The sequence below is a fragment of the Pantoea sp. B_9 genome (genome assembly GCF_008632015.1).
Taxonomy (GTDB): Bacteria; Pseudomonadota; Gammaproteobacteria; order Enterobacterales; family Enterobacteriaceae; genus Pantoea; species Pantoea dispersa.
Genome location: NZ_VWVL01000012.1, coordinates 1 through 24,440, shown reverse-complemented (window position 1 = coordinate 24,440; position 24,440 = coordinate 1). Strand labels below are relative to the sequence as shown.

At 56.4% G+C, this 24,440-nt stretch carries 19 protein-coding genes and 1 riboswitch; of the genes, 13 read left to right on the top strand and 6 right to left on the bottom strand.

The features are described from left to right. Positions 1-11 precede the first annotated feature (11 nt). The 6 genes from rplK to rpoC all read left to right on the top strand — a co-directional run bounded on the left by rplK (position 12) and on the right by rpoC (position 11,076). Positions 12-440, top strand: coding sequence for a 50S ribosomal protein L11 (rplK, locus tag F3I21_RS22335; RefSeq protein WP_013507401.1), 429 nt, complete (start codon positions 12-14; stop codon positions 438-440). A 3-nt stretch (positions 441-443) separates the two neighbouring features. Continuing rightward, the gene (rplA, locus tag F3I21_RS22330) at positions 444-1,148 is read left to right on the top strand and encodes a 50S ribosomal protein L1 (RefSeq protein ID WP_021508208.1); all 705 of its coding nucleotides are present in this window, start codon (positions 444-446) and stop codon (positions 1,146-1,148) included. A 347-nt stretch (positions 1,149-1,495) separates the two neighbouring features. Continuing rightward, the gene (gene rplJ / locus F3I21_RS22325; RefSeq protein ID WP_021508207.1) at positions 1,496-1,993 is read left to right on the top strand and encodes a 50S ribosomal protein L10; all 498 of its coding nucleotides are present in this window, start codon (positions 1,496-1,498) and stop codon (positions 1,991-1,993) included. Positions 1,994-2,059: 66 nt separating this feature from the next. Continuing rightward, the gene (gene rplL, locus F3I21_RS22320; RefSeq protein WP_021508206.1) at positions 2,060-2,425 is read left to right on the top strand and encodes a 50S ribosomal protein L7/L12; all 366 of its coding nucleotides are present in this window, start codon (positions 2,060-2,062) and stop codon (positions 2,423-2,425) included. A 326-nt stretch (positions 2,426-2,751) separates the two neighbouring features. Continuing rightward, on the top strand, positions 2,752-6,780 hold the full coding sequence (rpoB, locus tag F3I21_RS22315) for a DNA-directed RNA polymerase subunit beta (RefSeq protein ID WP_021508205.1): 4,029 nt from the start codon (positions 2,752-2,754) through the stop codon (positions 6,778-6,780). 72 nt (positions 6,781-6,852) lie between these two features. Continuing rightward, complete coding sequence (rpoC, locus tag F3I21_RS22310) at positions 6,853-11,076, top strand: DNA-directed RNA polymerase subunit beta' (RefSeq protein WP_058769982.1); 4,224 nt, start codon at positions 6,853-6,855, stop codon at positions 11,074-11,076. Between the two features lie 66 nt (positions 11,077-11,142). Here the strand turns inward: rpoC and F3I21_RS22305 are convergent, their stop codons facing one another. Further along, positions 11,143-11,328, bottom strand: coding sequence for a DUF1127 domain-containing protein (locus tag F3I21_RS22305; protein ID WP_058769981.1), 186 nt, complete (start codon positions 11,326-11,328; stop codon positions 11,143-11,145). Between the two features lie 175 nt (positions 11,329-11,503). On the opposite strand from F3I21_RS22305, the gene F3I21_RS22300 reads away from it, so the two are divergent. After that, complete coding sequence (locus F3I21_RS22300) at positions 11,504-12,958, top strand: PLP-dependent aminotransferase family protein (RefSeq protein WP_021508202.1); 1,455 nt, start codon at positions 11,504-11,506, stop codon at positions 12,956-12,958. A 162-nt stretch (positions 12,959-13,120) separates the two neighbouring features. Here the strand turns inward: F3I21_RS22300 and thiE are convergent, their stop codons facing one another. From thiE to F3I21_RS22285, 3 genes are all read right to left on the bottom strand, one after another. Beyond that, complete coding sequence (thiE, locus tag F3I21_RS22295) at positions 13,121-13,768, bottom strand: thiamine phosphate synthase (RefSeq protein ID WP_150059789.1); 648 nt, start codon at positions 13,766-13,768, stop codon at positions 13,121-13,123. Further along, positions 13,768-15,690, bottom strand: a complete 1,923-nt coding sequence (thiC, locus tag F3I21_RS22290) for a phosphomethylpyrimidine synthase ThiC (RefSeq protein WP_021508200.1) — start codon at positions 15,688-15,690, stop codon at positions 13,768-13,770. The genes thiE and thiC overlap by 1 nt, the downstream gene beginning before the upstream one ends. 90 nt (positions 15,691-15,780) lie before the next feature. After that, positions 15,781-15,881: riboswitch (TPP riboswitch) on the bottom strand. A gap of 151 nt (positions 15,882-16,032) precedes the next feature. Further along, positions 16,033-16,539 (bottom strand): Rsd/AlgQ family anti-sigma factor, encoded by a 507-nt coding sequence (locus tag F3I21_RS22285; RefSeq protein WP_021508199.1) that lies wholly within the window; start codon positions 16,537-16,539, stop codon positions 16,033-16,035. An 88-nt stretch (positions 16,540-16,627) separates the two neighbouring features. Here F3I21_RS22285 and nudC point away from each other — a divergent pair, with 88 nt between their 5' ends. The 6 genes from nudC to F3I21_RS22255 all read left to right on the top strand — a co-directional run bounded on the left by nudC (position 16,628) and on the right by F3I21_RS22255 (position 21,027). Beyond that, positions 16,628-17,401, top strand: coding sequence for an NAD(+) diphosphatase (gene nudC / locus F3I21_RS22280; RefSeq protein ID WP_021508198.1), 774 nt, complete (start codon positions 16,628-16,630; stop codon positions 17,399-17,401). Between the two features lie 39 nt (positions 17,402-17,440). Then, the gene (hemE, locus tag F3I21_RS22275; protein WP_058769978.1) at positions 17,441-18,508 is read left to right on the top strand and encodes a uroporphyrinogen decarboxylase; all 1,068 of its coding nucleotides are present in this window, start codon (positions 17,441-17,443) and stop codon (positions 18,506-18,508) included. A gap of 2 nt (positions 18,509-18,510) precedes the next feature. Continuing rightward, complete coding sequence (nfi, locus tag F3I21_RS22270; RefSeq protein ID WP_058781855.1) at positions 18,511-19,179, top strand: deoxyribonuclease V; 669 nt, start codon at positions 18,511-18,513, stop codon at positions 19,177-19,179. Positions 19,180-19,241: 62 nt separating this feature from the next. After that, the gene (locus F3I21_RS22265) at positions 19,242-19,832 is read left to right on the top strand and encodes a YjaG family protein (protein ID WP_058758906.1); all 591 of its coding nucleotides are present in this window, start codon (positions 19,242-19,244) and stop codon (positions 19,830-19,832) included. Between the two features lie 188 nt (positions 19,833-20,020). Continuing rightward, positions 20,021-20,293 (top strand): nucleoid-associated protein HU-alpha, encoded by a 273-nt coding sequence (gene hupA, locus F3I21_RS22260; RefSeq protein ID WP_006121511.1) that lies wholly within the window; start codon positions 20,021-20,023, stop codon positions 20,291-20,293. A 68-nt stretch (positions 20,294-20,361) separates the two neighbouring features. Next, positions 20,362-21,027: a DUF1481 domain-containing protein gene (locus F3I21_RS22255; protein WP_150059787.1), complete on the top strand. Its 666-nt coding sequence runs from the start codon at positions 20,362-20,364 to the stop codon at positions 21,025-21,027. 28 nt (positions 21,028-21,055) lie between these two features. Here the strand turns inward: F3I21_RS22255 and purD are convergent, their stop codons facing one another. Both purD and purH read right to left on the bottom strand, forming a co-directional pair. Continuing rightward, the gene (gene purD, locus F3I21_RS22250) at positions 21,056-22,336 is read right to left on the bottom strand and encodes a phosphoribosylamine--glycine ligase (protein WP_021508193.1); all 1,281 of its coding nucleotides are present in this window, start codon (positions 22,334-22,336) and stop codon (positions 21,056-21,058) included. An 18-nt stretch (positions 22,337-22,354) separates the two neighbouring features. Continuing rightward, positions 22,355-23,944, bottom strand: coding sequence for a bifunctional phosphoribosylaminoimidazolecarboxamide formyltransferase/IMP cyclohydrolase (gene purH, locus F3I21_RS22245; RefSeq protein ID WP_150059786.1), 1,590 nt, complete (start codon positions 23,942-23,944; stop codon positions 22,355-22,357). Between the last annotated feature and the right edge of the window lie 496 nt (positions 23,945-24,440).

The window sequence follows — 24,440 nt, the reverse complement described above, 5'->3', positions numbered from 1 at the left end:
GAGGAAATATCATGGCCAAGAAAGTACAAGCCTACGTCAAGCTGCAGGTTGCAGCTGGTATGGCTAACCCGAGCCCACCAGTTGGTCCGGCTCTGGGTCAGCAGGGTGTTAACATCATGGAATTCTGTAAAGCGTTCAACGCCAAAACAGAATCACTGGAAAAGGGTCTGCCGACTCCAGTAGTTATCACCGTATACAGCGACCGTTCTTTCACCTTCGTTACCAAAACGCCTCCGGCTGCCGTTCTGCTGAAAAAAGCAGCAGGCATCAAGTCTGGTTCTGGTAAGCCGAACAAAGATAAAGTCGGTAAAGTAACTCGTGCTCAGGTACGTGAAATCGCAGAAACCAAAGCTGCGGACATGACTGGTGCTGACGTAGAAGCGATGACTCGCTCTATCGAAGGTACTGCTCGTTCCATGGGCCTGGTAGTGGAGGACTAAGAAATGGCTAAGCTGACCAAGCGCATGCGCGTGATCCGTGACAAAGTTGATGCGACTAAACAGTATGACATCAACGAAGCTGTTGCTCTGCTGAAAGAACTGGCTACCGCTAAATTCGTAGAGAGCGTGGACGTTGCTGTTAACCTCGGCATCGATGCACGTAAATCTGACCAGAACGTGCGCGGCGCGACCGTTCTGCCACACGGTACTGGTCGTTCAGTACGTGTTGCCGTCTTTACCCAGGGCGCAAACGCTGAAGCTGCTAAAGCAGCTGGCGCTGAGCTGGTAGGTATGGAAGACCTGGCTGATCAGATCAAGAAAGGCGAAATGAACTTTGACGTTGTTATTGCTTCTCCGGATGCAATGCGCGTTGTTGGCCAGTTGGGCCAGGTTCTGGGCCCACGTGGTCTGATGCCAAACCCGAAAGTTGGTACCGTAACTCCTAACGTTGCTGAAGCTGTGAAAAACGCTAAAGCGGGTCAGGTTCGTTACCGTAACGACAAAAACGGCATCATCCACACCACCATCGGTAAAGTGGACTTCGATGCTGACAAACTGAAAGAAAACCTGGAATCTCTGCTGGTTGCGCTGAAAAAAGCTAAACCTGCTCAGGCGAAAGGCGTGTACATCAAGAAAGTCAGCATCTCTACCACCATGGGCGCCGGCGTTGCCGTTGACCAGGCTGGTCTGAACGCAGCAGCAAACTAATTGCTGCTTGTAACGGGCGAAAAATTCATCTAGAATCTTACGCCCGTTGTTCTGGTTGATCCGTCAATTCAGAACCCAAATTCATAGTCGCGGAGTGCACAGGTCTAAACACCTTGTCATTCAGCGACTAAGGTTGGAGCCAGGCCTGATCCTGGCCTCCGTCCAAGACCGCAGGAGCAGAACCTCTTCGGAAGTGATGCTTAATATCCTGCGTAGACGGTGACAGAACCAAAAAGAATTTTTTCTTCACTGGATTCTGCTCACCGTGTAACGCGCTTACGGCCTTCGGGTGTGTAAGTGAAGTGAGTTCCGGGAAATTTTCCCGGTCAAATCCAGGAGCAAAGCTAATGGCATTAAATCTTCAAGGCAAACAAGCAATTGTTGCTGAAGTTAGCGAAGTAGCCAAAGGCGCGCTTTCAGCGGTTGTTGCGGATTCCCGTGGCGTTACCGTTGATAAAATGACTGAACTGCGTAAAGCAGGTCGTGAAGCTGGCGTCTACATGCGTGTTGTTCGTAACACCCTGCTGCGCCGCGTCGTTGAAGGTACTCCATTCGAGTGCCTGAAAGACACGTTTGTTGGTCCGACCCTGATTGCATACTCTATGGAACACCCGGGCGCTGCTGCTCGTCTGTTCAAAGAGTTCGCGAAAGCGAATGCAAACTTTGAGGTCAAAGCTGCAGCCTTTGAAGGTGAGCTGATCCCGGCGGCACAAATTGACCGTCTGGCAACGCTGCCGACTTACGAAGAAGCACTGGCACGTCTGATGTCGACCATGAAAGAAGCTGCTGCTGGCAAGCTGGTCCGCACTCTGGCTGCTGTTCGCGACGCGAAAGAAGCGGCTTAAGGCCAGATTCTTTTTCTTCGTACTTGCTAACGTATAAACTTTTACTGATTCTTAGGAACAATTGTCATGTCTATCACTAAAGATCAAATCCTGGAAGCCGTTGCAGCTATGTCCGTAATGGAAGTAGTTGAGCTGGTTTCTGCTATGGAAGAAAAATTCGGCGTTTCTGCTGCTGCTGCTGTCGCTGTTGCTGCTGGCCCGGCTGAAGCTGTTGAAGAGAAAACTGAATTCGACGTTATCCTGAAAGCTGCTGGCGCGAACAAAGTTGCTGTAATCAAAGCCGTTCGTGGCGCAACTGGTCTGGGCCTGAAAGAAGCTAAAGACCTGGTTGAAGCTGCTCCAGCTGCAATCAAAGAAGGCATCAGCAAAGACGACGCAGCTGCACTTGAAGCTGCTCTGAAAGAAGCTGGCGCTGAAGTTGAAGTTAAGTAAGACAACCCTCGGGTTGCAGTCTGCGTAAACAGACTGATGGCTGGTGACTTTTTGGTCACCAGCCTTTTTGCGCTACAGGGGAACGATGGCGTTTCGCACTGTTTGTCCATTGTTCTTCTTCAATATCTTTTTCTATCGACGACTTAATATACCGCTTTCCTGTGAGGGTTCCCTGCCTGCGCAACGGCGATGAAATGATTTAAGAGTGATAGAAAGATGTATTGCATGGGGTGCCGCGCATCGCATGAAAAACAAAATAGTGTTGCATGAACTGTCCCTTCAGGACGGACAGCGTGGGTCGACTTGTCAGCTAGCTGAGGAACCCTATGGTTTACTCCTATACCGAGAAAAAACGTATTCGTAAGGATTTTGGTAAACGTCCACAAGTACTGGATGTGCCTTATCTCCTTTCTATCCAGCTTGACTCGTTCCAGAAGTTTATCGAGCAAGATCCAGAAGGCCAGTACGGTCTGGAAGCAGCCTTCCGTTCCGTGTTCCCAATCGCGAGCTACAGCGGCAACTCTGAGTTGCAGTATGTCAGCTACCGTCTGGGTGAGCCGGTGTTTGACGTGACAGAATGTCAGATCCGTGGCGTGACGTATTCCGCACCGCTGCGCGTTAAACTGCGTCTGGTGATCTACGAGCGCGAAGCGCCGGAAGGCACCGTCAAAGACATCAAAGAACAAGAAGTGTACATGGGCGAAATTCCGCTCATGACCGACAACGGTACCTTTGTCATCAACGGTACTGAGCGTGTTATCGTTTCTCAGCTGCATCGTAGTCCTGGCGTATTCTTTGACAGCGATAAGGGTAAAACGCACTCTTCCGGTAAAGTGCTGTATAACGCACGTATTATCCCTTACCGCGGTTCATGGCTCGACTTTGAGTTTGACCCGAAAGACAACCTGTTCGTCCGTATTGACCGTCGTCGTAAGCTGCCGGCCAGTATCATCCTGCGCGCGCTGGATTACACCACTGAGCAGATTCTTGATCTGTTCTTCGAAAAAGTGGTGTTTGAAATCCGCGACAACAAGCTGCAGATGGAACTGGTGCCTGAGCGCCTGCGTGGTGAAACCGCCTCCTTCGATATCGAAGCCAACGGCACGGTCTACGTTGAGAAAGGTCGTCGCATTACTGCGCGCCACATCCGTCAGCTGGAAAAAGACAACATTCAGCACATCGAAGTGCCGGTCGAGTACATCGCGGGCAAAGTGGTCGCGAAAGATTACATCGATCTGAACACCGGTGAGCTGATCGTGCCGGCGAACATGGAGCTGTCACTGGATCTGCTGGCGAAACTGAGCCAGTCCGGTCACAAGCGCATCGAAACCCTGTTCACCAACGACCTGGATCACGGCCCGTACATTTCTGAGACGCTGCGCGTTGACCCAACCAACGACCGCCTGAGCGCGCTGGTTGAGATCTACCGCATGATGCGTCCTGGCGAGCCGCCAACGCGTGAAGCCGCAGAAAACCTGTTCGAGAACCTGTTCTTCTCCGAAGATCGTTACGATCTGTCGGCCGTTGGCCGCATGAAGTTCAACCGTTCTCTGCTGCGTGACGAGATCGAAGGTTCCGGTATCCTGAGCAAAGACGACATCATCGAAGTGATGAAGAAGCTCATCGGTATCCGTAACGGTATTGGCGAAGTGGATGATATCGACCACCTCGGCAACCGTCGTATCCGTTCGGTCGGCGAAATGGCGGAAAACCAGTTCCGCGTTGGCCTGGTGCGTGTAGAGCGCGCTGTGAAAGAGCGTCTGTCTCTGGGCGACCTCGACACGCTGATGCCACAGGACATGATCAACGCCAAGCCAATTTCGGCCGCGGTGAAAGAGTTCTTTGGTTCCAGCCAGCTGTCCCAGTTTATGGACCAGAACAACCCGCTGTCTGAGATTACGCACAAACGTCGTATCTCTGCTCTGGGCCCAGGCGGTCTGACCCGTGAACGCGCCGGCTTCGAAGTGCGTGACGTACACCCGACTCACTACGGTCGCGTATGTCCAATCGAAACCCCGGAAGGTCCGAACATCGGTCTGATCAACTCACTCTCTGTTTACGCGCAGACTAACGAATACGGCTTCCTCGAAACGCCGTACCGCCGCGTGGTTGACGGTAAAGTGAGTGATGAAATTCATTACCTCTCTGCTATCGAAGAGGGTAACTACGTTATCGCTCAGGCGAACACCAACCTCGCCGATGACGGCAGCTTTGTTGACGATCTCGTCACGTGCCGTAGCAAAGGTGAATCGAGCCTGTTCAGCCGCGATCAGGTTGACTACATGGACGTTTCCACCCAGCAGGTGGTTTCTGTCGGTGCGTCACTGATCCCGTTCCTGGAGCACGATGATGCTAACCGCGCCCTGATGGGTGCGAACATGCAACGTCAGGCTGTACCTACCCTGCGTGCTGACAAGCCGCTGGTTGGTACCGGTATGGAACGTGCTGTTGCAGTCGACTCCGGTGTAACTGCTGTCGCGAAACGTGGTGGTACCGTGCAGTACGTCGATGCGTCACGTATCGTTATCAAAGTTAACGAAGACGAGATGTATCCGGGCGAAGCAGGTATCGACATCTACAACCTGACCAAGTACACCCGTTCTAACCAGAACACCTGCATCAACCAGATGCCGTGTGTTTCTCTGGGTGAACCTATCGAGCGTGGCGACGTGCTGGCTGACGGCCCGTCTACCGACCTCGGTGAGCTGGCGCTGGGTCAGAACATGCGCGTGGCGTTCATGCCATGGAACGGTTACAACTTCGAAGACTCCATCCTCGTTTCTGAGCGTGTTGTACAGGAAGACCGTTTCACCACCATCCACATTCAGGAACTGGCTTGCGTGTCGCGTGACACCAAACTGGGGCCGGAAGAGATCACCGCTGACATCCCGAACGTGGGTGAAGCTGCGCTCTCCAAACTGGATGAATCCGGCATCGTGTATATCGGTGCGGAAGTGACCGGTGGCGACATTCTGGTAGGCAAGGTGACGCCGAAAGGTGAAACCCAGCTGACGCCAGAAGAGAAACTGCTGCGTGCGATCTTCGGTGAAAAAGCCTCTGACGTGAAAGACTCGTCACTGCGCGTGCCAAACGGCGTTTCCGGTACGGTTATCGACGTACAGGTCTTCACCCGCGATGGCGTGGAAAAAGACAAGCGCGCGCTGGAAATCGAAGAGATGCAGCTGAAGCAGGCGAAAAAAGACCTGTCTGAAGAACTGCAGATCCTCGAGGCGGGCTTGTTCAGCCGTATCCAGGCCGTCCTGATTTCAGGTGGCGTGGAAGCGGAGAAACTGGACAAGCTGCCACGTGAGCGCTGGCTGGAACTCGGTCTGACCGACGAAGAGAAGCAGAACGCGCTGGAGCAGCTGGCTGAGCAGTATGACGAGCTGAAGCACGAGTTTGAGAAGAAACTCGAAGCGAAGCGTCGCAAGATCACCCAGGGCGACGATCTGGCACCGGGCGTGCTGAAAATCGTCAAGGTGTATCTGGCCGTTAAGCGTCAGATTCAGCCTGGTGACAAAATGGCGGGTCGTCACGGTAACAAAGGTGTTATCTCGAAGATCAACCCAATCGAAGACATGCCATACGATGAGAACGGTACGCCGGTCGACATCGTACTGAACCCGCTGGGCGTACCATCGCGTATGAACATCGGTCAGATTCTGGAAACCCACCTGGGTATGGCGGCGAAAGGCATTGGTGAGAAGATCAATGCGATGCTGAAGAAGCAGGAAGAAGTCGCCAAACTGCGTGAGTTTATCCAGCGTGCTTACGATCTGGGCACCGATGTGCGTCAGAAAGTTGACCTGAACACCTTCTCGGACGACGAAGTGCTGCGTCTGGCAGAGAACCTGAAAAAAGGTATGCCAATCGCGACGCCAGTGTTCGACGGTGCGAAAGAGAGCGAAATCAAAGAGCTGCTGCAGCTCGGCGGTCTGCCTTCTTCCGGTCAGATCACCCTGTTCGACGGCCGTACCGGTGAGCAGTTTGAGCGTCAGGTAACCGTAGGTTACATGTACATGCTGAAACTGAACCACCTGGTCGACGACAAGATGCACGCCCGTTCTACCGGCTCTTACAGCCTGGTTACGCAGCAGCCGCTGGGTGGTAAGGCGCAGTTCGGTGGTCAGCGCTTCGGTGAGATGGAAGTGTGGGCACTGGAAGCATACGGTGCCGCGTATACCCTGCAGGAAATGCTTACCGTTAAGTCTGATGACGTCAACGGCCGTACCAAGATGTATAAAAACATCGTTGACGGCAACCATCAGATGGAACCGGGCATGCCGGAATCCTTCAACGTACTGTTGAAAGAGATTCGCTCGCTGGGTATCAACATCGAGCTGGAAGACGAGTAAGCACTCGCAAGTACTGGTTATGGGACGCGCCTGGCGCGTCCCTGAGAGTTCCACTCCGACGGGAGCTAATCCGTGAAAGACTTACTTAAGTTTCTGAAAGCGCAAACTAAAACCGAAGAGTTTGATGCGATCAAAATTGCGCTGGCCTCGCCAGACATGATCCGTTCCTGGTCTTTCGGTGAAGTTAAAAAGCCGGAAACCATTAACTACCGTACCTTCAAGCCGGAGCGTGACGGTCTTTTCTGTGCCCGTATTTTCGGACCGGTAAAAGATTACGAATGCCTGTGCGGTAAGTACAAGCGTCTGAAACACCGTGGCGTGATCTGTGAGAAGTGTGGCGTTGAAGTCACGCAGACCAAAGTGCGTCGTGAGCGTATGGGCCACATCGAGCTGGCTTCGCCGACCGCGCACATCTGGTTCCTGAAATCACTGCCGTCCCGCATCGGTTTGCTGCTGGATATGCCGCTGCGTGACATCGAGCGCGTGCTGTACTTCGAATCTTATGTTGTGGTCGAAGGCGGCATGACCAACCTGGAAAAACGTCAGATTCTGACCGAAGAGCAGTACCTTGACGCGCTGGAAGAGTTCGGTGACGAATTCGACGCGAAGATGGGTGCGGAAGCTATCCAGGCGCTGCTGAAAAATATGGATCTGGAGCAGGAGTGCGAGCAGCTGCGTGAAGAGCTGAACGAAACCAACTCTGAGACCAAACGTAAAAAGCTGACCAAGCGTATCAAGCTGCTGGAAGCGTTCGTGCAGTCTGGCAACAAGCCAGAGTGGATGATCCTGACCGTTCTGCCGGTACTGCCGCCAGATCTGCGTCCGCTGGTACCGCTGGACGGCGGTCGTTTCGCTACGTCGGATCTGAACGATCTGTATCGTCGCGTGATCAACCGTAACAACCGTCTGAAGCGTCTGCTGGATCTGGCTGCGCCAGATATCATCGTACGTAACGAAAAACGTATGCTGCAGGAAGCGGTAGATGCCCTGCTGGATAACGGCCGTCGCGGTCGTGCCATCACCGGCTCTAACAAACGTCCTCTGAAATCTTTGGCCGACATGATCAAAGGTAAGCAGGGTCGTTTCCGTCAGAACCTGCTGGGTAAACGTGTTGACTACTCCGGTCGTTCGGTTATCACCGTAGGTCCATACCTGCGTCTGCATCAGTGCGGTCTGCCGAAGAAAATGGCACTGGAGCTGTTCAAACCGTTCATCTACGGCAAGCTGGAACTGCGTGGCCTCGCGACCACCATTAAAGCGGCCAAGAAAATGGTTGAGCGCGAAGAAGCGGTCGTCTGGGATATCCTGGATGAAGTGATTCGCGAACACCCGGTACTGCTGAACCGTGCACCAACCCTGCACCGTCTGGGTATCCAGGCGTTTGAACCGGTACTGATCGAAGGTAAAGCGATCCAGCTGCACCCGTTGGTGTGTGCGGCGTATAACGCCGACTTCGATGGTGACCAGATGGCTGTTCACGTACCGCTGACGCTGGAAGCCCAGCTGGAAGCGCGTGCGCTGATGATGTCTACCAACAACATTCTGTCTCCAGCGAACGGCGAGCCAATCATCGTTCCTTCACAGGACGTTGTTCTGGGTCTGTACTACATGACCCGCGACAAAGTGAACGCCAAAGGCGAAGGCATGGTGCTGACCGGCCCGAAAGAAGCTGAGCGTGTTTACCGCGCTGGCCAGGCCGAGCTGCATGCACGCGTTAAAGTGCGTATCACTGAATACAGCAAAAATGAGCAGGAAGAGCTCGTTGCGAAAACCAGCCTGATCGACACCACCATTGGTCGTGCGATCCTGTGGATGATCGTACCGAAAGGTCTGCCTTACTCCATCGTCAACCAGGCGCTGGGTAAGAAAGCGATCTCTAAGATGCTGAACACCTGTTACCGCATCCTGGGCCTGAAGCCGACCGTTATCTTTGCTGACCAGACCATGTACACCGGCTTTGCCTATGCAGCCCGTTCAGGTGCCTCAGTCGGTATCGACGACATGGTGATTCCTGCCAAGAAAGCAGAAATCATTGCAGAAGCCGAAGCGGAAGTGGCCGAGATCCAGGAGCAGTTCCAGTCTGGTCTGGTTACCGCAGGCGAACGTTACAACAAAGTCATCGATATCTGGGCTGCGGCTAACGAACGCGTATCCAAAGCGATGATGGATAACCTGCAGACCGAAACCGTGATCAACCGTCACGGCGAAGAAGAGCAGCAGGTTTCGTTCAACAGCATCTACATGATGGCCGACTCCGGTGCGCGTGGTTCTGCGGCACAGATTCGTCAGCTGGCAGGTATGCGTGGTCTGATGGCGAAGCCAGATGGCTCCATCATTGAGACGCCGATCACCGCGAACTTCCGTGAAGGTCTGAACGTACTCCAGTACTTCATCTCGACCCACGGTGCGCGTAAAGGTCTGGCCGATACCGCACTGAAAACGGCGAACTCCGGTTACCTGACCCGTCGTCTGGTTGACGTGGCGCAGGACCTGGTAGTCACCGAAGACGACTGTGGCACATTCGAAGGCATCATGATGACTCCGGTCATCGAAGGTGGCGACGTTAAAGAGCCGCTGCGTGAGCGTGTACTGGGTCGTGTGACGGCAGAAGACGTGCTGAAGCCGGGCACTGCGGACATCCTGATCCCGCGTAACACCCTGATCGATGAGCACTGGTGTGACGTGGTTGAACTGAACTCCGTGGACGCAATTAAAGTGCGTTCCGTGGTGAGCTGTGAAACCGACTTCGGTGTGTGTGCACACTGCTACGGTCGCGATCTGGCACGTGGTCACATCATCAACAAAGGTGAGGCCATCGGCGTTATCGCAGCACAGTCCATCGGTGAGCCGGGTACCCAACTGACCATGCGTACCTTCCACATCGGTGGTGCGGCATCGCGTGCGGCAGCTGAATCCAGCATTCAGGTGAAGAACAAAGGTACTATCAAGCTGACCAACGCCAAGTCAGTAACCAACTCCTCCGGGAAACTGGTTATCGTCTCGCGTAACGTTGAGCTGAAGATGATCGACGAGTTCGGTCGTACCAAAGAGAGCTATAAAGTGCCTTACGGTGCGGTCATGGCGAAAGGTGATGGCGAGCAGGTTGCCGCGGGCGAAACCGTTGCAAACTGGGATCCACACACCATGCCGGTTATCACCGAAGTGGGCGGTTTCATCCGCTTCACCGACATGATCGACGGTCAGACCATTACCCGTCAGACTGACGACCTCACTGGTCTGTCATCGCTGGTGGTACTGGATTCTGCAGAGCGTACTGCGGGCGGTAAAGACCTGCGTCCGGCACTGAAAATCGTTGATGCCAACGGCAACGACGTATTGATCCCGGGCACCGACATGCCGGCACAGTACTTCCTGCCAGGTAAAGCGATTGTGCAGCTGGAAGATGGCGTGAAGATCAGCTCGGGTGATACCCTGGCGCGTGTTCCGCAGGAATCTGGCGGTACCAAGGACATCACCGGTGGTCTGCCACGCGTTGCCGACCTGTTCGAAGCGCGTCGTCCGAAAGAGCCAGCTATCCTGGCGGAGATCAGCGGTATCATCTCCTTCGGTAAAGAGACCAAAGGCAAGCGTCGTCTGGTGATCACCCCGGTTGACGGTAGCGATCCGTATGAAGAGATGATTCCGAAATGGCGTCAGCTCAACGTATTCGAAGGTGAACGTGTAGAACGTGGTGACGTCGTATCCGACGGCCCAGAGTCTCCGCACGACATCCTGCGTCTGCGTGGCGTCCATGCTGTGACCCGTTACATCACTAACGAAGTGCAGGAAGTTTACCGCCTGCAGGGCGTTAAGATTAACGATAAGCACATCGAAGTCATCGTGCGTCAGATGCTGCGTAAAGCAACCATCCTGAGCGCGGGTAGCTCGGAGTTCCTGGAAGGCGAGCAGGCGGAAGTCTCTCGTATCAAGATCTCCAACCGCGATCTGGAAGCGAACGGCAAAATCGGCGCGACGTACATGCGTGACCTGCTGGGTATCACCAAAGCCTCGCTGGCAACCGAATCGTTCATCTCTGCGGCATCGTTCCAGGAGACCACCCGTGTCCTGACCGAAGCAGCGGTAGCCGGCAAGCGCGACGAACTGCGCGGCCTGAAAGAGAACGTTATCGTGGGTCGTCTGATCCCGGCCGGTACCGGTTATGCTTACCACCAGGATCGTATGCGTCGCCGTCAGGCGGGTGAAGCACCGGTTGCACCGCAGGTGACTGCGGATGAAGCCTCTGCCAGCCTCGCTGAGCTGCTGAACGCCGGTCTGGGCGGTAGCGACGACGAATAATCGTCTGCTCTGCTGACCATGAAAAAACCCTGCCTCGGCAGGGTTTTTTTTCGTCTGAAATCCGCGTTATTTCTGATTGATATCCTGACGCGTCAGCCCGATGTCACGCAACTGCGCATCACTCAGGTGCGAAAGAATCTCCCGCGTTTCCCGTCTGGCCTGCCAGCGTTTGATTGCGCGCACGCCGCCACGGAAGATATCGAGTAAGGTCACGCTGAACGGTTTTGCCGCCCGGTTCTGATCGAATTCCATAATCCCAGCCCTCAGTATGATGTCTGAACAACATTTTCCCTCTGATGGCGAATGCAATACAGATTCAAAAATCACTTATCTTTAACATACAGATTGCGCCCGTACCGATCTGAATGGTAGAAATAGGCGTCATCTGTACTGATTTTTGATCACTGTTAACGCAGCGAGGCACACAATGACGCGCTATCAACATCTGGCCTGTCTGCTTTCAGACCGTATTGAGCAGGGGCTGTATCGCAGCGGCGAACGCTTGCCCTCGGTGCGTACGCTCAGCATTGAGCACGGTGTCAGCATCAGTACCGTGCAGCAGGCTTATCATCTGCTGGAAGAGAAGCAGCTTATCGTGCCGCAGCCGCGTTCCGGCTATTTTGTCGCTACCCGTAAAGCCACGCCGCCGGTGCCCGCGATGACCCGACCCGTACAGCGTCCGGTTGAGATCACCCAGTGGGAATCGGTGCTGGAGCTGCTGAGCAGCCGCATTAATGGCGACGTGCTGCAGCTGGGCAGCGGCATGCCGGACCTGACCCAGCCGACACTCAAGCCGCTGTGGAAAATCATGGGCCGCATGGCGCAGAAGCAGGACATTGATCAGCTCAACTATGACAGTCTGCTCGGCGTGGCAGCGCTGCGCGAGCAGATTGCGCGGCTGACAATTGACAGCGGCTGTCAGCTGACGGCGGAAGAAATTGTCATCACCACCGGTTGCCATGAAGCGCTGTCGGTGTCGATTCGCGCCGTGTGCGAGCCAGGCGATATCATTGCCGTTGAGTCGCCGGCGTTTCACGGCACCATGCAGACACTGCGCGGTCTGGGCATTCGCGCCATTGAAATCCCTACCGATGCGGTCAGCGGGATCAGCCTTGAGGCGCTGGAGCTGGCGTTTGAGCAGTGGCCAATCAAAGCGGTGGTGGTGGTACCCAACTGCAATAATCCGCTCGGATTTATCATGCCCGAAACGCGTAAGCGGGCGCTGCTGACGCTGGCGCAGCGCTTTGATGCGGCGATCATTGAAGATGATGTTTACGGCGAGCTGGCGTGGGAGTATCCGCGTCCGATCACCATCAAATCGCTGGATATGGATGGCCGCGTGCTGCTGTGCAGCTCGTTTTCCAAAACCCTGGCGCCCGGCTTGCGCGTGGGCTGGGTCGCGCCGGGACGCTATCGCGATCGCGTACTGCACATGAAATATATTGGCACCGGTTCGACGGCAACGCAGCCGCAGTATGCGGTCGCGGAGTTTATTCGTCAGGGCCATTACCTGCCGCATTTGCGCCGCATGCGGCAGGTGTATCAGCGTAACTATGAGACGTTTAGCTGCTGGGTGCGCCACTATTTTCCCTGCGGCATTTGCGTCTCGCGGCCGCAGGGCAGTTTCCTGATGTGGATTGAGCTGCCGGAAGCCTTCGATGCGGTGCGGCTGAATGCGGAGCTGCGGGAGCTGAAAATCCAAGTGGCGGTCGGTTCGCTGTTTTCGGCGGCGGGTAAATATCGCAACTGTCTGCGCCTCAATTATGGTCTGCCAATGAATGAGCAAACCGAGCAGGCGATTGCCAGCCTCGGCGCAGCCGTGGAGCGTGCCATGCAGGCCTGCAGTGCCGAAACGCGCCATATCACCTCCCTGACAGAATAACGGTGGAAAGGCAGGGCCGGACAGAGAGTCGGGGAAGCCAGCCCTGGCCCGCTGCAAGCGACAGCGGGCAGGCTCACTTTAGCGATTGTCCCCGGTCGCGCCAGCCCTGACTGCTGCCGTTTGCGCGCCGTATTCGCGGATTTTTAGCGCCGTTGCAGTCAGTTACAACGCTTTTGCGACATGCTCTGGGGATTCTACCAGCGCCAGCAGCTGGCGGGTGGCCGCCTGCCAGTCTTCCGCCTGGGTAATCGCGCTGACCACGGCAATGCTGCCGATGCCAGTCGCCAGCACCTCCGGCACGCGTGCCAGCGAAATGCCGCCAATCGCTACGGTGGGAATGTGCTGCAGCCGCGCCAGATGGCGCTTCAGCTCGGCAATGCCCTGTGGCGCAGAGGGCATCTCTTTGGTTTGTGTCGGAAAGATGTGGCCGAGCGCAATATAGGACGGACGCAGCGCCAGCGCGCGATCCAGCTCGGCGTCATCGTGTGTCGACAGACCCAGGCGTAAGCCGGCGTGGCGGATAGCGTCCAGGTCGGCCACATCTAGGTCCTCCTGACCAAGATGCACACCATAAGCGTTGTACTTAATCGCTAAGCGCCAGTAATCGTTGATAAACAGCCGCGCGCCGTACTGTTTGCCCAGGGCGATGGCATCGCGTACTGCGGCTTCAATCTGGCGATCATCGCCATCTTTGATGCGCAGCTGGAGGGTGCGCACGCCGGCTGCCAGCAGGCGTTCAATCCACAACACGCTGTCGACAACCGGATAGAGCCCCAGTTTTGGCGCGGTGGCAGGGAAGGCTTCAGTCATCATTTTTCCTCTTTCAGGGCATCGGCGGCGTGATACAGCTCGCCGCCACGGCTACGGAAGGCATCGGACATTTGCGCCATGCCCAGCGCTATCGGCTGGGCTTCAGCCTGCTGGCGGGCGGCAAATTCGCGCACTTCCTGGGTGATTTTCATTGAACAGAATTTGGGGCCGCACATGGAACAGAAGTGGGCCACTTTGCCGGATTCCTGCGGCAGGGTTTCGTCGTGATAGGCCCGCGCGGTATGCGGATCGAGTGCCAGATTAAACTGATCTTCCCAGCGGAACTCGAAGCGAGCTTTCGACATGGCGTTGTCGCGGATCTGCGCGCCGGGATGGCCTTTAGCCAGATCGGCTGCGTGCGCGGCGATCTTGTAGGTAATCAGCCCCTGCTTAACATCCTCTTTATTCGGCAGGCCAAGGTGCTCTTTTGGCGTGACGTAGCACAGCATCGCGCAGCCAAACCAGCCGATCATGGCGGCGCCAATCCCGGAGGTGAAATGATCGTAGCCCGGCGCGATATCGGTCGTCAGCGGACCCAGCGTATAAAACGGCGCTTCATGGCAGTGTTCCAGCTGCTCGGTCATATTGCGGCGGATCATCTGCATCGGCACGTGACCGGGGCCTTCAATCATGACCTGCACATCATATTGCCAGGCGATTTGCGTCAGCTCGCCTAAGGTACGCAGTTCGGCAAACTGGGCTTCGTCGTTGGCGTCCTGAATCGAGCCGGGACGTAAACCATCACCGAGCGACAGCGCGACATCATAGGCGGCGCAGATTTCACAGATTTCGCGGAAATGCTGGTAGAGGAAGTTTTCCTGATGATGTGACAGGCACCACTTCGCCATGATTGAGCCGCCGCGTGACACGATGCCGGTCAGCCGTTGTGCGGTCATCGGCACATAGCGCAGCAGCACGCCCGCGTGAATGGTAAAGTAATCAACGCCTTGCTCAGCCTGTTCCAGCAGGGTATCGCGGAAAATGTCCCAGTTAAGATCTTCTGCAATACCGTTGACCTTTTCCAGCGCCTGATAGATCGGCACCGTGCCGATCGGCACCGGACTGTTGCGCAAAATCCACTCGCGCGTTTCATGGATATAGCGGCCGGTCGACAGATCCATCACGGTATCTGCCCCCCAGCGCGTGGCCCACACCAGTTTTTCCACTTCCTCTTCAATCGACGAACTTACCGCCGAGTTGCCGATGTTGGCGTTGACCTTCACCAGAAAATTGCGGCCGATGATCATCGGCTCCGATTCCGGATGATTGATGTTGGCAGGAATGATGGCGCGGCCGCTGGCCACTTCAGCGCGCACGAATTCGGCGCTGATATTCTCCGGCAGCTGCGCGCCAAAGCCGTGGCCGGCGTGCTGCTGCAACAGCGTTGCACTGCGGATACGCTCACGTCCCATGTTTTCGCGCAGCGCGATGAACTCCATCTCCGGCGTGATGATGCCCTGACGCGCATAGTGCAACTGCGTGACGCGGCGACCCGCTTTGGCCCGGCGCGGCAGCGGCAGGTGTTCAAAACGCAGATGATCCAGCCCGTCATCCGCCAGCCGCTGCTGACTGTAGCTTGAGCTGAGTGCGCTGATGGTTTCGCTGTCGTTGCGTTCGGCGATCCAGCCGGCGCGTAATTTTGCCAGACCCTGATGCACATTGATGGTCGCGTGGGGATCGCCATAGGCACCGGCGGTGTCATACACCGGTACCGGTTCATTTTCTGCGTATTGCGGATGATCTTTGCTGCCGCCGGTGTGCGTCGGGCTGAGCTGAATTTCGCGCATCGGGACGCGGATATCCGCGCGGCTGCCGCTGATCCAGATACGTTTTGAGTTAGGGAAGGCGGTTCCCTGGAGCGAATCGATAAATTTTTGCGCCTGCGCGCGTTGTTCACGACGTGAGGTTTTAGCATCAGACATAGCAAGTTTCCTGAAAACAAGGGGAAGCTGCTTGTCCGGAGTCCGGAAGGAGTAACAGAAACGGTGCGGGCGCCTGACTGCACCGTGCTGATCACATCTACTCTTGTTCCCTTCGCAGGTACTAACCTGATCAGGTTCCGCGGATCCCGAATTAACGGTCTCAGCCCCTAAGGGCACTCCGACAAGTTTACGTTTTACGCGATAAGCGACTTTACTGACTGTTGCACGCTGCGCTTATATCGCAAAGTTTGATTGTGGATTGTCGTTAAAAAGACAATAAAAAAGCCCATTCAGCATAAAAGGGCTTTTCCTGAATAACAAGTCTTTTACAACTGCAGCGGTTCAGGCCGGACGAGCAATGGTGCTGTCATTGGCCACCGGCGGGCGCGCCAGCTGGTTATCCCAGGCGAGCTGAATCAGTTTGTCTTCCAGCGTAAAGCGTGACTCCAGCGCTTCGCCCACTTCTGACAGCGCCTGCTGGAAATCCACGCAGTTGTCGTCATTAATGGCCTGCTGCAGATGGCTGTCATACAGTTGCATCAGACGTTCAGTATTGCCTTCCAGCGCCGGATAGATCTGCGCCGCCGCAATCATCGGGCTGTCGCCGGACATCTCGCTGATAATGCGCTCGTAAACGCTGAAGTGGCCGGTAGAGAGATAGTCCACCAGACGATGGCAAAACGCATCCAGCGCCTGTTCATCCAGCGCGGTCAGCGCTTCTTTGTTCGGCTTCATGCCAATTAACTCGTAATAGGTGACGAGCAGCTGTCGACGGGCGCGCAACCATGAGTCGACTAATTCATTACCGCCACCTACACGCTCGGTCAGGTTATCTAACTGGGTAAGCATACGGGGCTCCAGGTGAGTTATAGTTGTTTATTACACACTTAACATCAGGATTTCAGCGTGCCATTTGACGCTAAGGACAACGATTAAGATGCAACGTGAGATCTCAAGCGTAGACGCTGGCTGGTGGATTGTCAGCTCCGCGCAGAAACTTTGGTTGCCGCAAGGCGAGTTGCCGCATGGCTTATCCGGCGAGTTTGGCCTGACCGGCAGCAGCGGCAGAGTGATTGGCGAGTGGCAGGGCGAAAACGTCTGGCTGGTATGCGAAGCGCGTCCGGACAATATGGCCTCGGTGCGCCAGCTGATTGACGAAGATGTCGGTCTGTTTCAGCTCGCCGGGCGCGGCGTGCAGCTGGCAGAGTTCTACCGTTCGCATCGCTGGTGCGGCTATTGCGGCCATGAAATGCAGCACAGCAAGCGCGAATTTGCCTGCCTGTGCAGCCACTGCCGCGAGCGCTACTATCCGCAAATCGCCCCCTGCATCATTGTGGCGATTCGTCGCGGTGAGGAGATCCTGCTGGCGAACCATGCGCGCCATCGCAACAGCATCTACACCGTGCTGGCCGGTTTTGTCGAAGTCGGTGAAACGCTGGAGCAGGCGGTGGCCCGCGAGGTGATGGAAGAGAGCAACGTGCGGGTAAAAAATGTGCGTTACGTAACTTCGCAGCCGTGGCCGTTCCCGCATTCGCTGATGATGGCGTTCATGGCGGAGTACGATGGCGGCGAGCTGCAGCACGATGGTAAAGAGCTGCTGGATGCTGGCTGGTATCGCTACGACGATCTGCCCCTGTTGCCGCCGCCGGGCACCGTGGCGCGCCGGCTGATTGAAGATACGGTTGCGCTGTGTCGCGCCAGCGCGGCGTGAAAATGCTACACTGCCGGCCTTAGCATGAGAGAGCCCATTATGAGTGAACTGAAGAACGATCGTTATCTGCGCGCCCTGTTACGCCAGCCGGTGGATATCACCCCGGTATGGATGATGCGACAAGCCGGGCGTTACCTGCCGGAATACAAAGCCACGCGCGCTGAGGCCGGTGATTTTATGTCGCTGTGTAAGAACGCGGAGCTGGCGTGCGAAGTCACCCTGCAGCCGCTGCGCCGCTATGCGCTGGATGCCGCGATCCTCTTCAGCGATATCCTGACCATTCCGGATGCGATGGGCCTGGGGCTCTACTTTGAAACCGGCGAAGGCCCGCGTTTCTCTCACCCCATCGCCTGCCGTGCCGATGTGGATAAACTGCCGGTGCCGGATCCGGAGCAGGAGCTGGGTTATGTGATGAATGCGGTGCGCACCATCCGTCACAACCTCAAAGGCGAAGTGCCGCTGATCGGTTTTTCCGGCAGCCCGTGGACGCTGGCAACCTACATGGTAGAAGGCGGCAGCAGCAAGGCTTTCACCAAAATCAAGAAGATGATGTACGCCGAGCCGCAGACGCTGCACGCGCTGCTGGATAAGCTGGCAGAGAGCGTGATCCTTTACCTAAACGCGCAGATTAAAGCGGGTGCGCAGTCGGTGATGGTGTTTGATACCTGGGGCGGCGTGCTGACCGGGCGCGACTACCGCGAGTTTTCGCTCTATTACATGCACAAAATCGTCGACAGCGTGCTGCATGAGAACGAAGGACGACGCGTGCCCATCACCCTGTTTACCAAGGGCGGCGGCCAGTGGCTGGAAGAGATGGCGGCTACCGGCTGTGATGCGCTGGGTCTTGACTGGACCACCGATATTGGCGAAGCGCGGCGCCGCGTGGGCGATAAAGTCGCGCTGCAGGGCAACATGGATCCGTCTATGCTGTATGCACCCCCTGCACGAATTGAGCAGGAAGTAGCGGGGATTCTGGAAGGCTTTGGCGCAGGCGAAGGCCACGTCTTCAACCTCGGTCACGGGATTCATCAGGATGTTCCGCCAGAGCACGCTGGCGCGTTTGTGGAGGCGGTGCATCGGCTATCACGACCATATCATCAGGGATAAGCATGGATTTAGCCGCACTACGACAGCAACAGGTACAGCTCGCCGCCAGCGTGGTGCGGCAGGATGATTTTGACGTACTGCCGCCGCGCTTCATTGGCGGCGCCGATGTTGGTTTTGAACAGGGCGGCGAGGTAACGCGCGCCGCCCTGGTGATCCTCGAATACCCTTCATTAACGCTGGTGGAGCATCGCATCGCGCGTGTCGCGACCACCATGCCTTATATCCCCGGTTTTCTCTCGTTTCGCGAAATTCCAGCCCTGCAGGCGGCATGGCAGCAATTGTCGCAGCGGCCCGATCTGCTGTTCGTCGACGGCCATGGCATCTCTCATCCGCGCCGGCTGGGCGTTGCTGCGCATTTCGGCTCGCTGCTGGATGTGCCAACCATCGGCGTAGCGAAAAAGCGCCTGTGCGGCCGTTTCGCTGAGCTGGATGCGGCACCGGGCAGTCGTCAGCCGCTGATGGATAAAGGCGAGCAGATTGCCTGGGTGTGGCGCAGCAAGACGCGCTGCAATCCGCTGTTTGTCTCAACCGGCCACCGCGTCAGCCTCGACAGCGCACTGCACTGGGTTGAGGCCTGCATGGCCGGCTACCGCTTGCCGGAGCCAACGCGCTGGGCTGATGCCGTAGCGTCTGGCCGTCCCGCTTTTGTGAAGTGGCAAAATGCGCGCTAACGCTGTTTGTGTGCGGCTTTTGCGGTACACTGCCGCCAGCTAATCTACCGAGAGTAAGTTTGATGTTACAGAACCCCGTCCATTTGCGTCTGGCGAAGCTGGAAAGCTGGCAGCACATGACCTTTATGGCCTGTCTGTGCGAGCGGATGTTCCCCAATTACTGGGCCTTCTGTCAGCAGACCGAGTTTGCCGATCCGCAGCTCTATCGCCGCATTCTCGACCTGGTGTGGGAAAGCCTGACGGTGAAGGATGCCAAAATCAATTTCGACAGCCAGCTGGAGAAACTGGAAGCGGCGATCCCAAACGGTGACGACTTTGACGTTTACGGCGTGCACCCGGCGATTGACGCCTGCGTGGCGCTGAGTGAACTCCTGCACGCGCAGCTGAGCGGTGAAACGCTGGAGCACGCCATCGAAGTCAGCCGCACGTCGATCACCACCGTGGCCATCCTCGAAATGACCCAGGCCGGTCGTGAAATGAGCGACGAAGAGCTGCGTGACAACCAGGCGGTAATTGACGAATGGGACCTGCAGTGGGAGATTTTTCGCCTGCTGGCAGAGTGCGAAGAACGGGACCTGGAGCTAATCAAAGGACTACGTGCAGACCTGCGTGAAGCCGGAATCAGTAACATCGGTATAAATTTTCAGCAATAAGGCGAGAAAACGTGACTTCAGGCCCGAATTACCGCGCCTGGAGGCTTCACATCAGCCCCCTGTCTGGTCTACATTTGGGGGGCTGAAAATTGTGGCTATCGGTGCGTGCAGGCTGAAGAGTGCCAGAATATGGCTTTTCCCTCGCACTCGTTGCTTAGCAAGCGATAAATACACTTTAAGGATAACTTATGAACAAGACTCAACTGATTGATGTGATCGCAGAGAAAGCGGACCTGTCTAAAACCCAGGCTAAAGCTGCGCTGGAATCTACCCTGGCTGCGATCACTGAGTCTCTGAAAGAAGGTGATGCTGTACAACTGGTTGGTTTTGGTACTTTTAAAGTGAACCACCGCGCTGAGCGTACCGGTCGCAACCCGCAGACTGGCAAAGAGATCAAAATCGCTGCAGCTAACGTGCCAGCGTTCGTCTCTGGTAAAGCACTGAAAGACGCTGTTAAGTAAGTTTTCCGCATCGCGGTTTAGCTTTAAAAGAGGGGCGATTTCGCCCCTTTTTGTTACCGGGGCCTGCTATGCTGAACATCTCTTCTCAGCGCCTCTGCGCCATCCTCCTCGGGGTATTACTCACCGGCTGCAGTGCCACTCCCGATCTTCCGGCTTTCACCGCCAGCGGCTATCTGTCTGACCGTGGTACGGTGCGAATCTGGCGTAAAAACGGCGACCACGAAGCCGTCCATCTGCGTACTGTCTACACCCCTTTCAATGGCGATAGCCGGGAAACCACCGACTATATCTGGCAGGCGGATAAACTGCTGAGCGTGGAACGGCACGTCACTGGCCAGCAGCCGGACGACGTAACCCTGCGTTTCGACCATCAGGGCAACCTCAATTTTATGCAGCGACAGCTGGCTGGCCGGCGTGAAGCCGTCAGCGCCGACAGCGTCGAGCTGTACCGGTTTGACGCGCAGCGCATGCTGGCGCAGAGCAATGCACTGCTGAGTGGTCGGGTACTGTTGCGGCAGGGGCACTGGCAGGGCGGTACGCAGGTTCGTGACTGTGAGGGGCAGCAGGTGAATGTGGCGTTCGATCGCGACACGCTGGCGACGCTGTATCGACAGCAGCAGGGGCAGCAACAGCCGATTACCCTGTCGTGGCTGGAAGCGCCAGAGGGGATTCAGCTGCTGCGTGCCACGCCGGAAGATGAGTGCCGCTGGCAGCCGAAAGAGGCTGATTTTTAGCGGCGACCGGCTGGCCGCCGCCGGGGGCTTACTTGCGGTTAATCGCGCGGTAACCGATATCATTACGGCAGAAGCTGCCGTTCCATGAGATGTGCTGCGCCAGCGCGTAGGCATTCTTCTGCGCTGCCGCCACATCTTCACCCAGCGCAGTCACGCACAGTACGCGACCGCCGCTGGTCACCACCAGATCATCTTTCAGGGTGGTGCCGGCATGGAATACCTTCCCGTCCGGTACGTCTTCCAGCGGCAGACCGTGGATCTGATCGCCCGTGTTATAGTCGCCCGGATAACCGCCAGCGGCCAGCACCACGCCGAGTGACGGGCGCGGATCCCACTGTGACTGCTGCTGATCGAGCTTGCCGTCGACGGCGGCGAGGCACAGCGCGACCAGATCCGACTGCAGGCGCAGCATGATCGGCTGCGTTTCCGGATCGCCGAAGCGGCAGTTAAATTCGATCACCTTCGGCTGACCGGCTTTGTCGATCATCAGACCGGCATACAGGAAACCGGTGTAGGTGTTACCTTCCGCTTTCATGCCGTTGACGGTTGGCCAGATGATCTGATCCATCACGCGCTGGTGGATCTCATCGGTCACTACCGGCGCCGGTGAGTAAGCGCCCATGCCACCGGTGTTCGGGCCGGTGTCGCCGTCGCCAACACGTTTGTGATCCTGGCTGGTGGCCATCGGCAGGACGTTATCGCCGTCCACCATCACGATGAAGCTGGCTTCTTCACCATCAAGAAACTCTTCGATGACGATGCGGTGACCTGCGTCGCCAAATGCATTGCCGGCCAGCATGTCCTGTACTGCCGCTTCGGCTTCGGCCAGCGTCATGGCGACGATGACGCCTTTACCCGCGGCCAGACCGTCCGCTTTGATGACGATCGGCGCGCCTTTCTCACGCAGGTAAGCCAGCGCCGGTTCCACCTCGGTGAAGTTCTGGTATTCCGCCGTCGGGATCTGCTGGCGGGCAAGGAAATCTTTGGTGAAGGCTTTTGAGCCCTCCAGCTGCGCGGCAGCCTGCGTCGGGCCAAAGATTTTCAGGCCGGCAGCGCGAAACGCATCGACTACGCCAATCACCAGCGGCGCTTCCGGTCCGACGATGGTCAGGTCGATGTTTTCCTGCTGCGCAAACGCCAGCAGTGCCGGAATATCGGTGGCGCTGATGGCCACATTCTGCAGGGCCGGCTCCAGCGCGGTACCGGCGTTGCCTGGCGCAACAAATACGGTTTCTGCCAGCGGCGACTGTGCTGCTTTCCACGCCAGCGCGTGTTCACGTCCACCATTACCAATCACTAAAATTTTCATCGTTACGGCTCCAGGCTATTAATGGCGGAAATGACGCATGTCAGTGAAGATCATCGCGATGCCGTGCTCGTCGGCGGCAGCAATCACTTCATCATCGCGGATGGAACCGCCTGGCTGGATCACACAGGTGATGCCCACTGCCGCCGCAGCATCAATGCCATCGCGGAACGGGAAGAAGGCGTCGGAAGCCATGGCGGAACCCTTCACCTCCAGTCCTTCGTCAGCGGCTTTGATGCCGGCAATTTTGGCAGAGTAAACGCGGCTCATCTGGCCCGCGCCAATACCGATCGTCATGTTGTCGCGTGCATACACAATGGCGTTGGATTTAACGAACTTCGCCACTTTCCAGCAGAACAGCGCGTCACGCAGTTCCTGTTCGGTTGGCTGACGTTGGCTGACAACGCGCAGCTGGCTGGCATCGACCATACCAAGATCGCGATCCTGAACCAGCAGGCCACCGTTGACGCGTTTGAAGTCGAGACCGGCCACACGGCTCTGCCACTGACCGCACACCAGAACGCGGACGTTCTGTTTGGCTGCGGTCACGCGCAGTGCCGCTTCACTGGCCGATGGCGCAATAATGACTTCCACGAACTGACGGCTGATGATCGCCTGCGCGGTCGCTTCATCCAGCTCGCGGTTAAAGGCGATGATGCCGCCGAACGCCGAGGTCGGATCGGTTTTGTAAGCGCGCTCGTAGGCGGCAAGAATTGAATCGCCTGCGGCGACGCCGCATGGGTTAGCGTGCTTGACGATAACGCAGGCTGGCTCGCTGAACTCCTTGACGCACTCCAGTGCCGCATCGGTATCGGCAATATTGTTGTAGGACAGCGCTTTGCCCTGCAACTGCTGTGCAGTGGCGACCGACGCTTCGCTGACATGCTCTTCAATATAGAAAGCAGCGTCCTGATGGCTGTTCTCGCCGTAACGCATATCCTGCTTTTTAATAAAGTTGAGGTTCAGGGTGCGCGGGAAGCGGCCGGCCGGCGCGGTGCTCTCGCCGTGATAGGCCGGTACCAGGCTGCCAAAGTAGTTGGCAATCATGCTGTCGTAAGCGGCGGTGTGTTCAAAGGCTTTGATGGCCAGATCGAAACGGGTTTCCAGCGTCAGGGAGTTTTCGTTGGCATCGAGCTCCGCGATGATCGCGTCGTAGTCACTGCTCTTCACCACGATCGCCACGTCTTTGTGGTTCTTGGCTGCCGAGCGCACCATGGTGGGACCGCCGATATCAATGTTCTCAACGGCATCTTCCAGGCTGCAGTCGGCTTTCGCCACGGTCTGGGCAAAGGGATAGAGGTTCACCACCACCATGTCGATAGGATTGATGGCGTGCTCAGCCATGATGGCATCATCGGTGCCGCGACGGCCCAGAATGCCACCGTGCACTTTGGGGTGCAGCGTTTTGACGCGTCCATCCATCATTTCCGGGAAACCGGTGTAGTCAGAAACTTCCGTGACGGGCAGGCCGGCATCTGCCAGCAGGCGCGCAGTGCCACCTGTGGAGAGCAGCTCAACACCACGATGGGAGAGGGCCTGAGCAAATTCGAGGATACCGGCTTTGTCAGAGACACTGAGCAGAGCGCGGCGTACAGGACGACGTTGTTGCATGGTGGTTTTATCCCTTGGCTTTGTTTCGCGTAAATAAGAGCGTTACATCAGGCTTAACTTTCTCTCTCTATATATAGAAGAGAACATTTACCTCAGGTAACGCCCCAAAAGGGGCATCCTTGACGTCGCGGGGCATTGTAGCGAAAACGTTTGCGCGATGCTCGCCTAAATTTATTACCGGCTGCAGATGTGGATAACTTTGTGTGTAACCGGGTATAAGGCGGGGTTTTGCTGTGGAATGCAGCGAACGATTGTTTTTATTGAATTTAGCGGTTGCGCGTGCCGAACAACTCCCTATAATGCGCCTCCATCGACACGGCACAACGACTTACGGAATGCGGTGTAGACAGGAAGCTTCGTTAAGAACTTCCGCCGGAGAAAAACGCTGAAAAAAGTGTTTGACTCTGAAGGAGGAAAGCGTAATATACGCCACCTCGCGACAGCAGGCCGAACGCCGCGTCGCACCGCTCTTTAACAATTTATCAGACAATCTGTG

Bases quoted from the DNA above. Each gene is read 5' to 3' on its own strand.
- rplK (WP_013507401.1), top strand. From the start codon at position 12: ATGGCCAAGAAAGTACAAGCCTACGTCAAGCTGCAGGTTGCAGCTGGT.
- rplA (WP_021508208.1), top strand. From the start codon at position 444: ATGGCTAAGCTGACCAAGCGCATGCGCGTGATCCGTGACAAAGTTGAT.
- rplJ (WP_021508207.1), top strand. From the start codon at position 1,496: ATGGCATTAAATCTTCAAGGCAAACAAGCAATTGTTGCTGAAGTTAGC.
- rplL (WP_021508206.1), top strand. From the start codon at position 2,060: ATGTCTATCACTAAAGATCAAATCCTGGAAGCCGTTGCAGCTATGTCC.
- rpoB (WP_021508205.1), top strand. From the start codon at position 2,752: ATGGTTTACTCCTATACCGAGAAAAAACGTATTCGTAAGGATTTTGGT.
- F3I21_RS22305 (WP_058769981.1), bottom strand. From the start codon at position 11,328: ATGGAATTCGATCAGAACCGGGCGGCAAAACCGTTCAGCGTGACCTTA.
- F3I21_RS22300 (WP_021508202.1), top strand. From the start codon at position 11,504: ATGACGCGCTATCAACATCTGGCCTGTCTGCTTTCAGACCGTATTGAG.
- thiE (WP_150059789.1), bottom strand. From the start codon at position 13,768: ATGACTGAAGCCTTCCCTGCCACCGCGCCAAAACTGGGGCTCTATCCG.
- thiC (WP_021508200.1), bottom strand. From the start codon at position 15,690: ATGTCTGATGCTAAAACCTCACGTCGTGAACAACGCGCGCAGGCGCAA.
- F3I21_RS22285 (WP_021508199.1), bottom strand. From the start codon at position 16,539: ATGCTTACCCAGTTAGATAACCTGACCGAGCGTGTAGGTGGCGGTAAT.
- nudC (WP_021508198.1), top strand. From the start codon at position 16,628: ATGCAACGTGAGATCTCAAGCGTAGACGCTGGCTGGTGGATTGTCAGC.
- hemE (WP_058769978.1), top strand. From the start codon at position 17,441: ATGAGTGAACTGAAGAACGATCGTTATCTGCGCGCCCTGTTACGCCAG.
- nfi (WP_058781855.1), top strand. From the start codon at position 18,511: ATGGATTTAGCCGCACTACGACAGCAACAGGTACAGCTCGCCGCCAGC.
- F3I21_RS22265 (WP_058758906.1), top strand. From the start codon at position 19,242: ATGTTACAGAACCCCGTCCATTTGCGTCTGGCGAAGCTGGAAAGCTGG.
- hupA (WP_006121511.1), top strand. From the start codon at position 20,021: ATGAACAAGACTCAACTGATTGATGTGATCGCAGAGAAAGCGGACCTG.
- F3I21_RS22255 (WP_150059787.1), top strand. From the start codon at position 20,362: ATGCTGAACATCTCTTCTCAGCGCCTCTGCGCCATCCTCCTCGGGGTA.
- purD (WP_021508193.1), bottom strand. From the start codon at position 22,336: ATGAAAATTTTAGTGATTGGTAATGGTGGACGTGAACACGCGCTGGCG.
- purH (WP_150059786.1), bottom strand. From the start codon at position 23,944: ATGCAACAACGTCGTCCTGTACGCCGCGCTCTGCTCAGTGTCTCTGAC.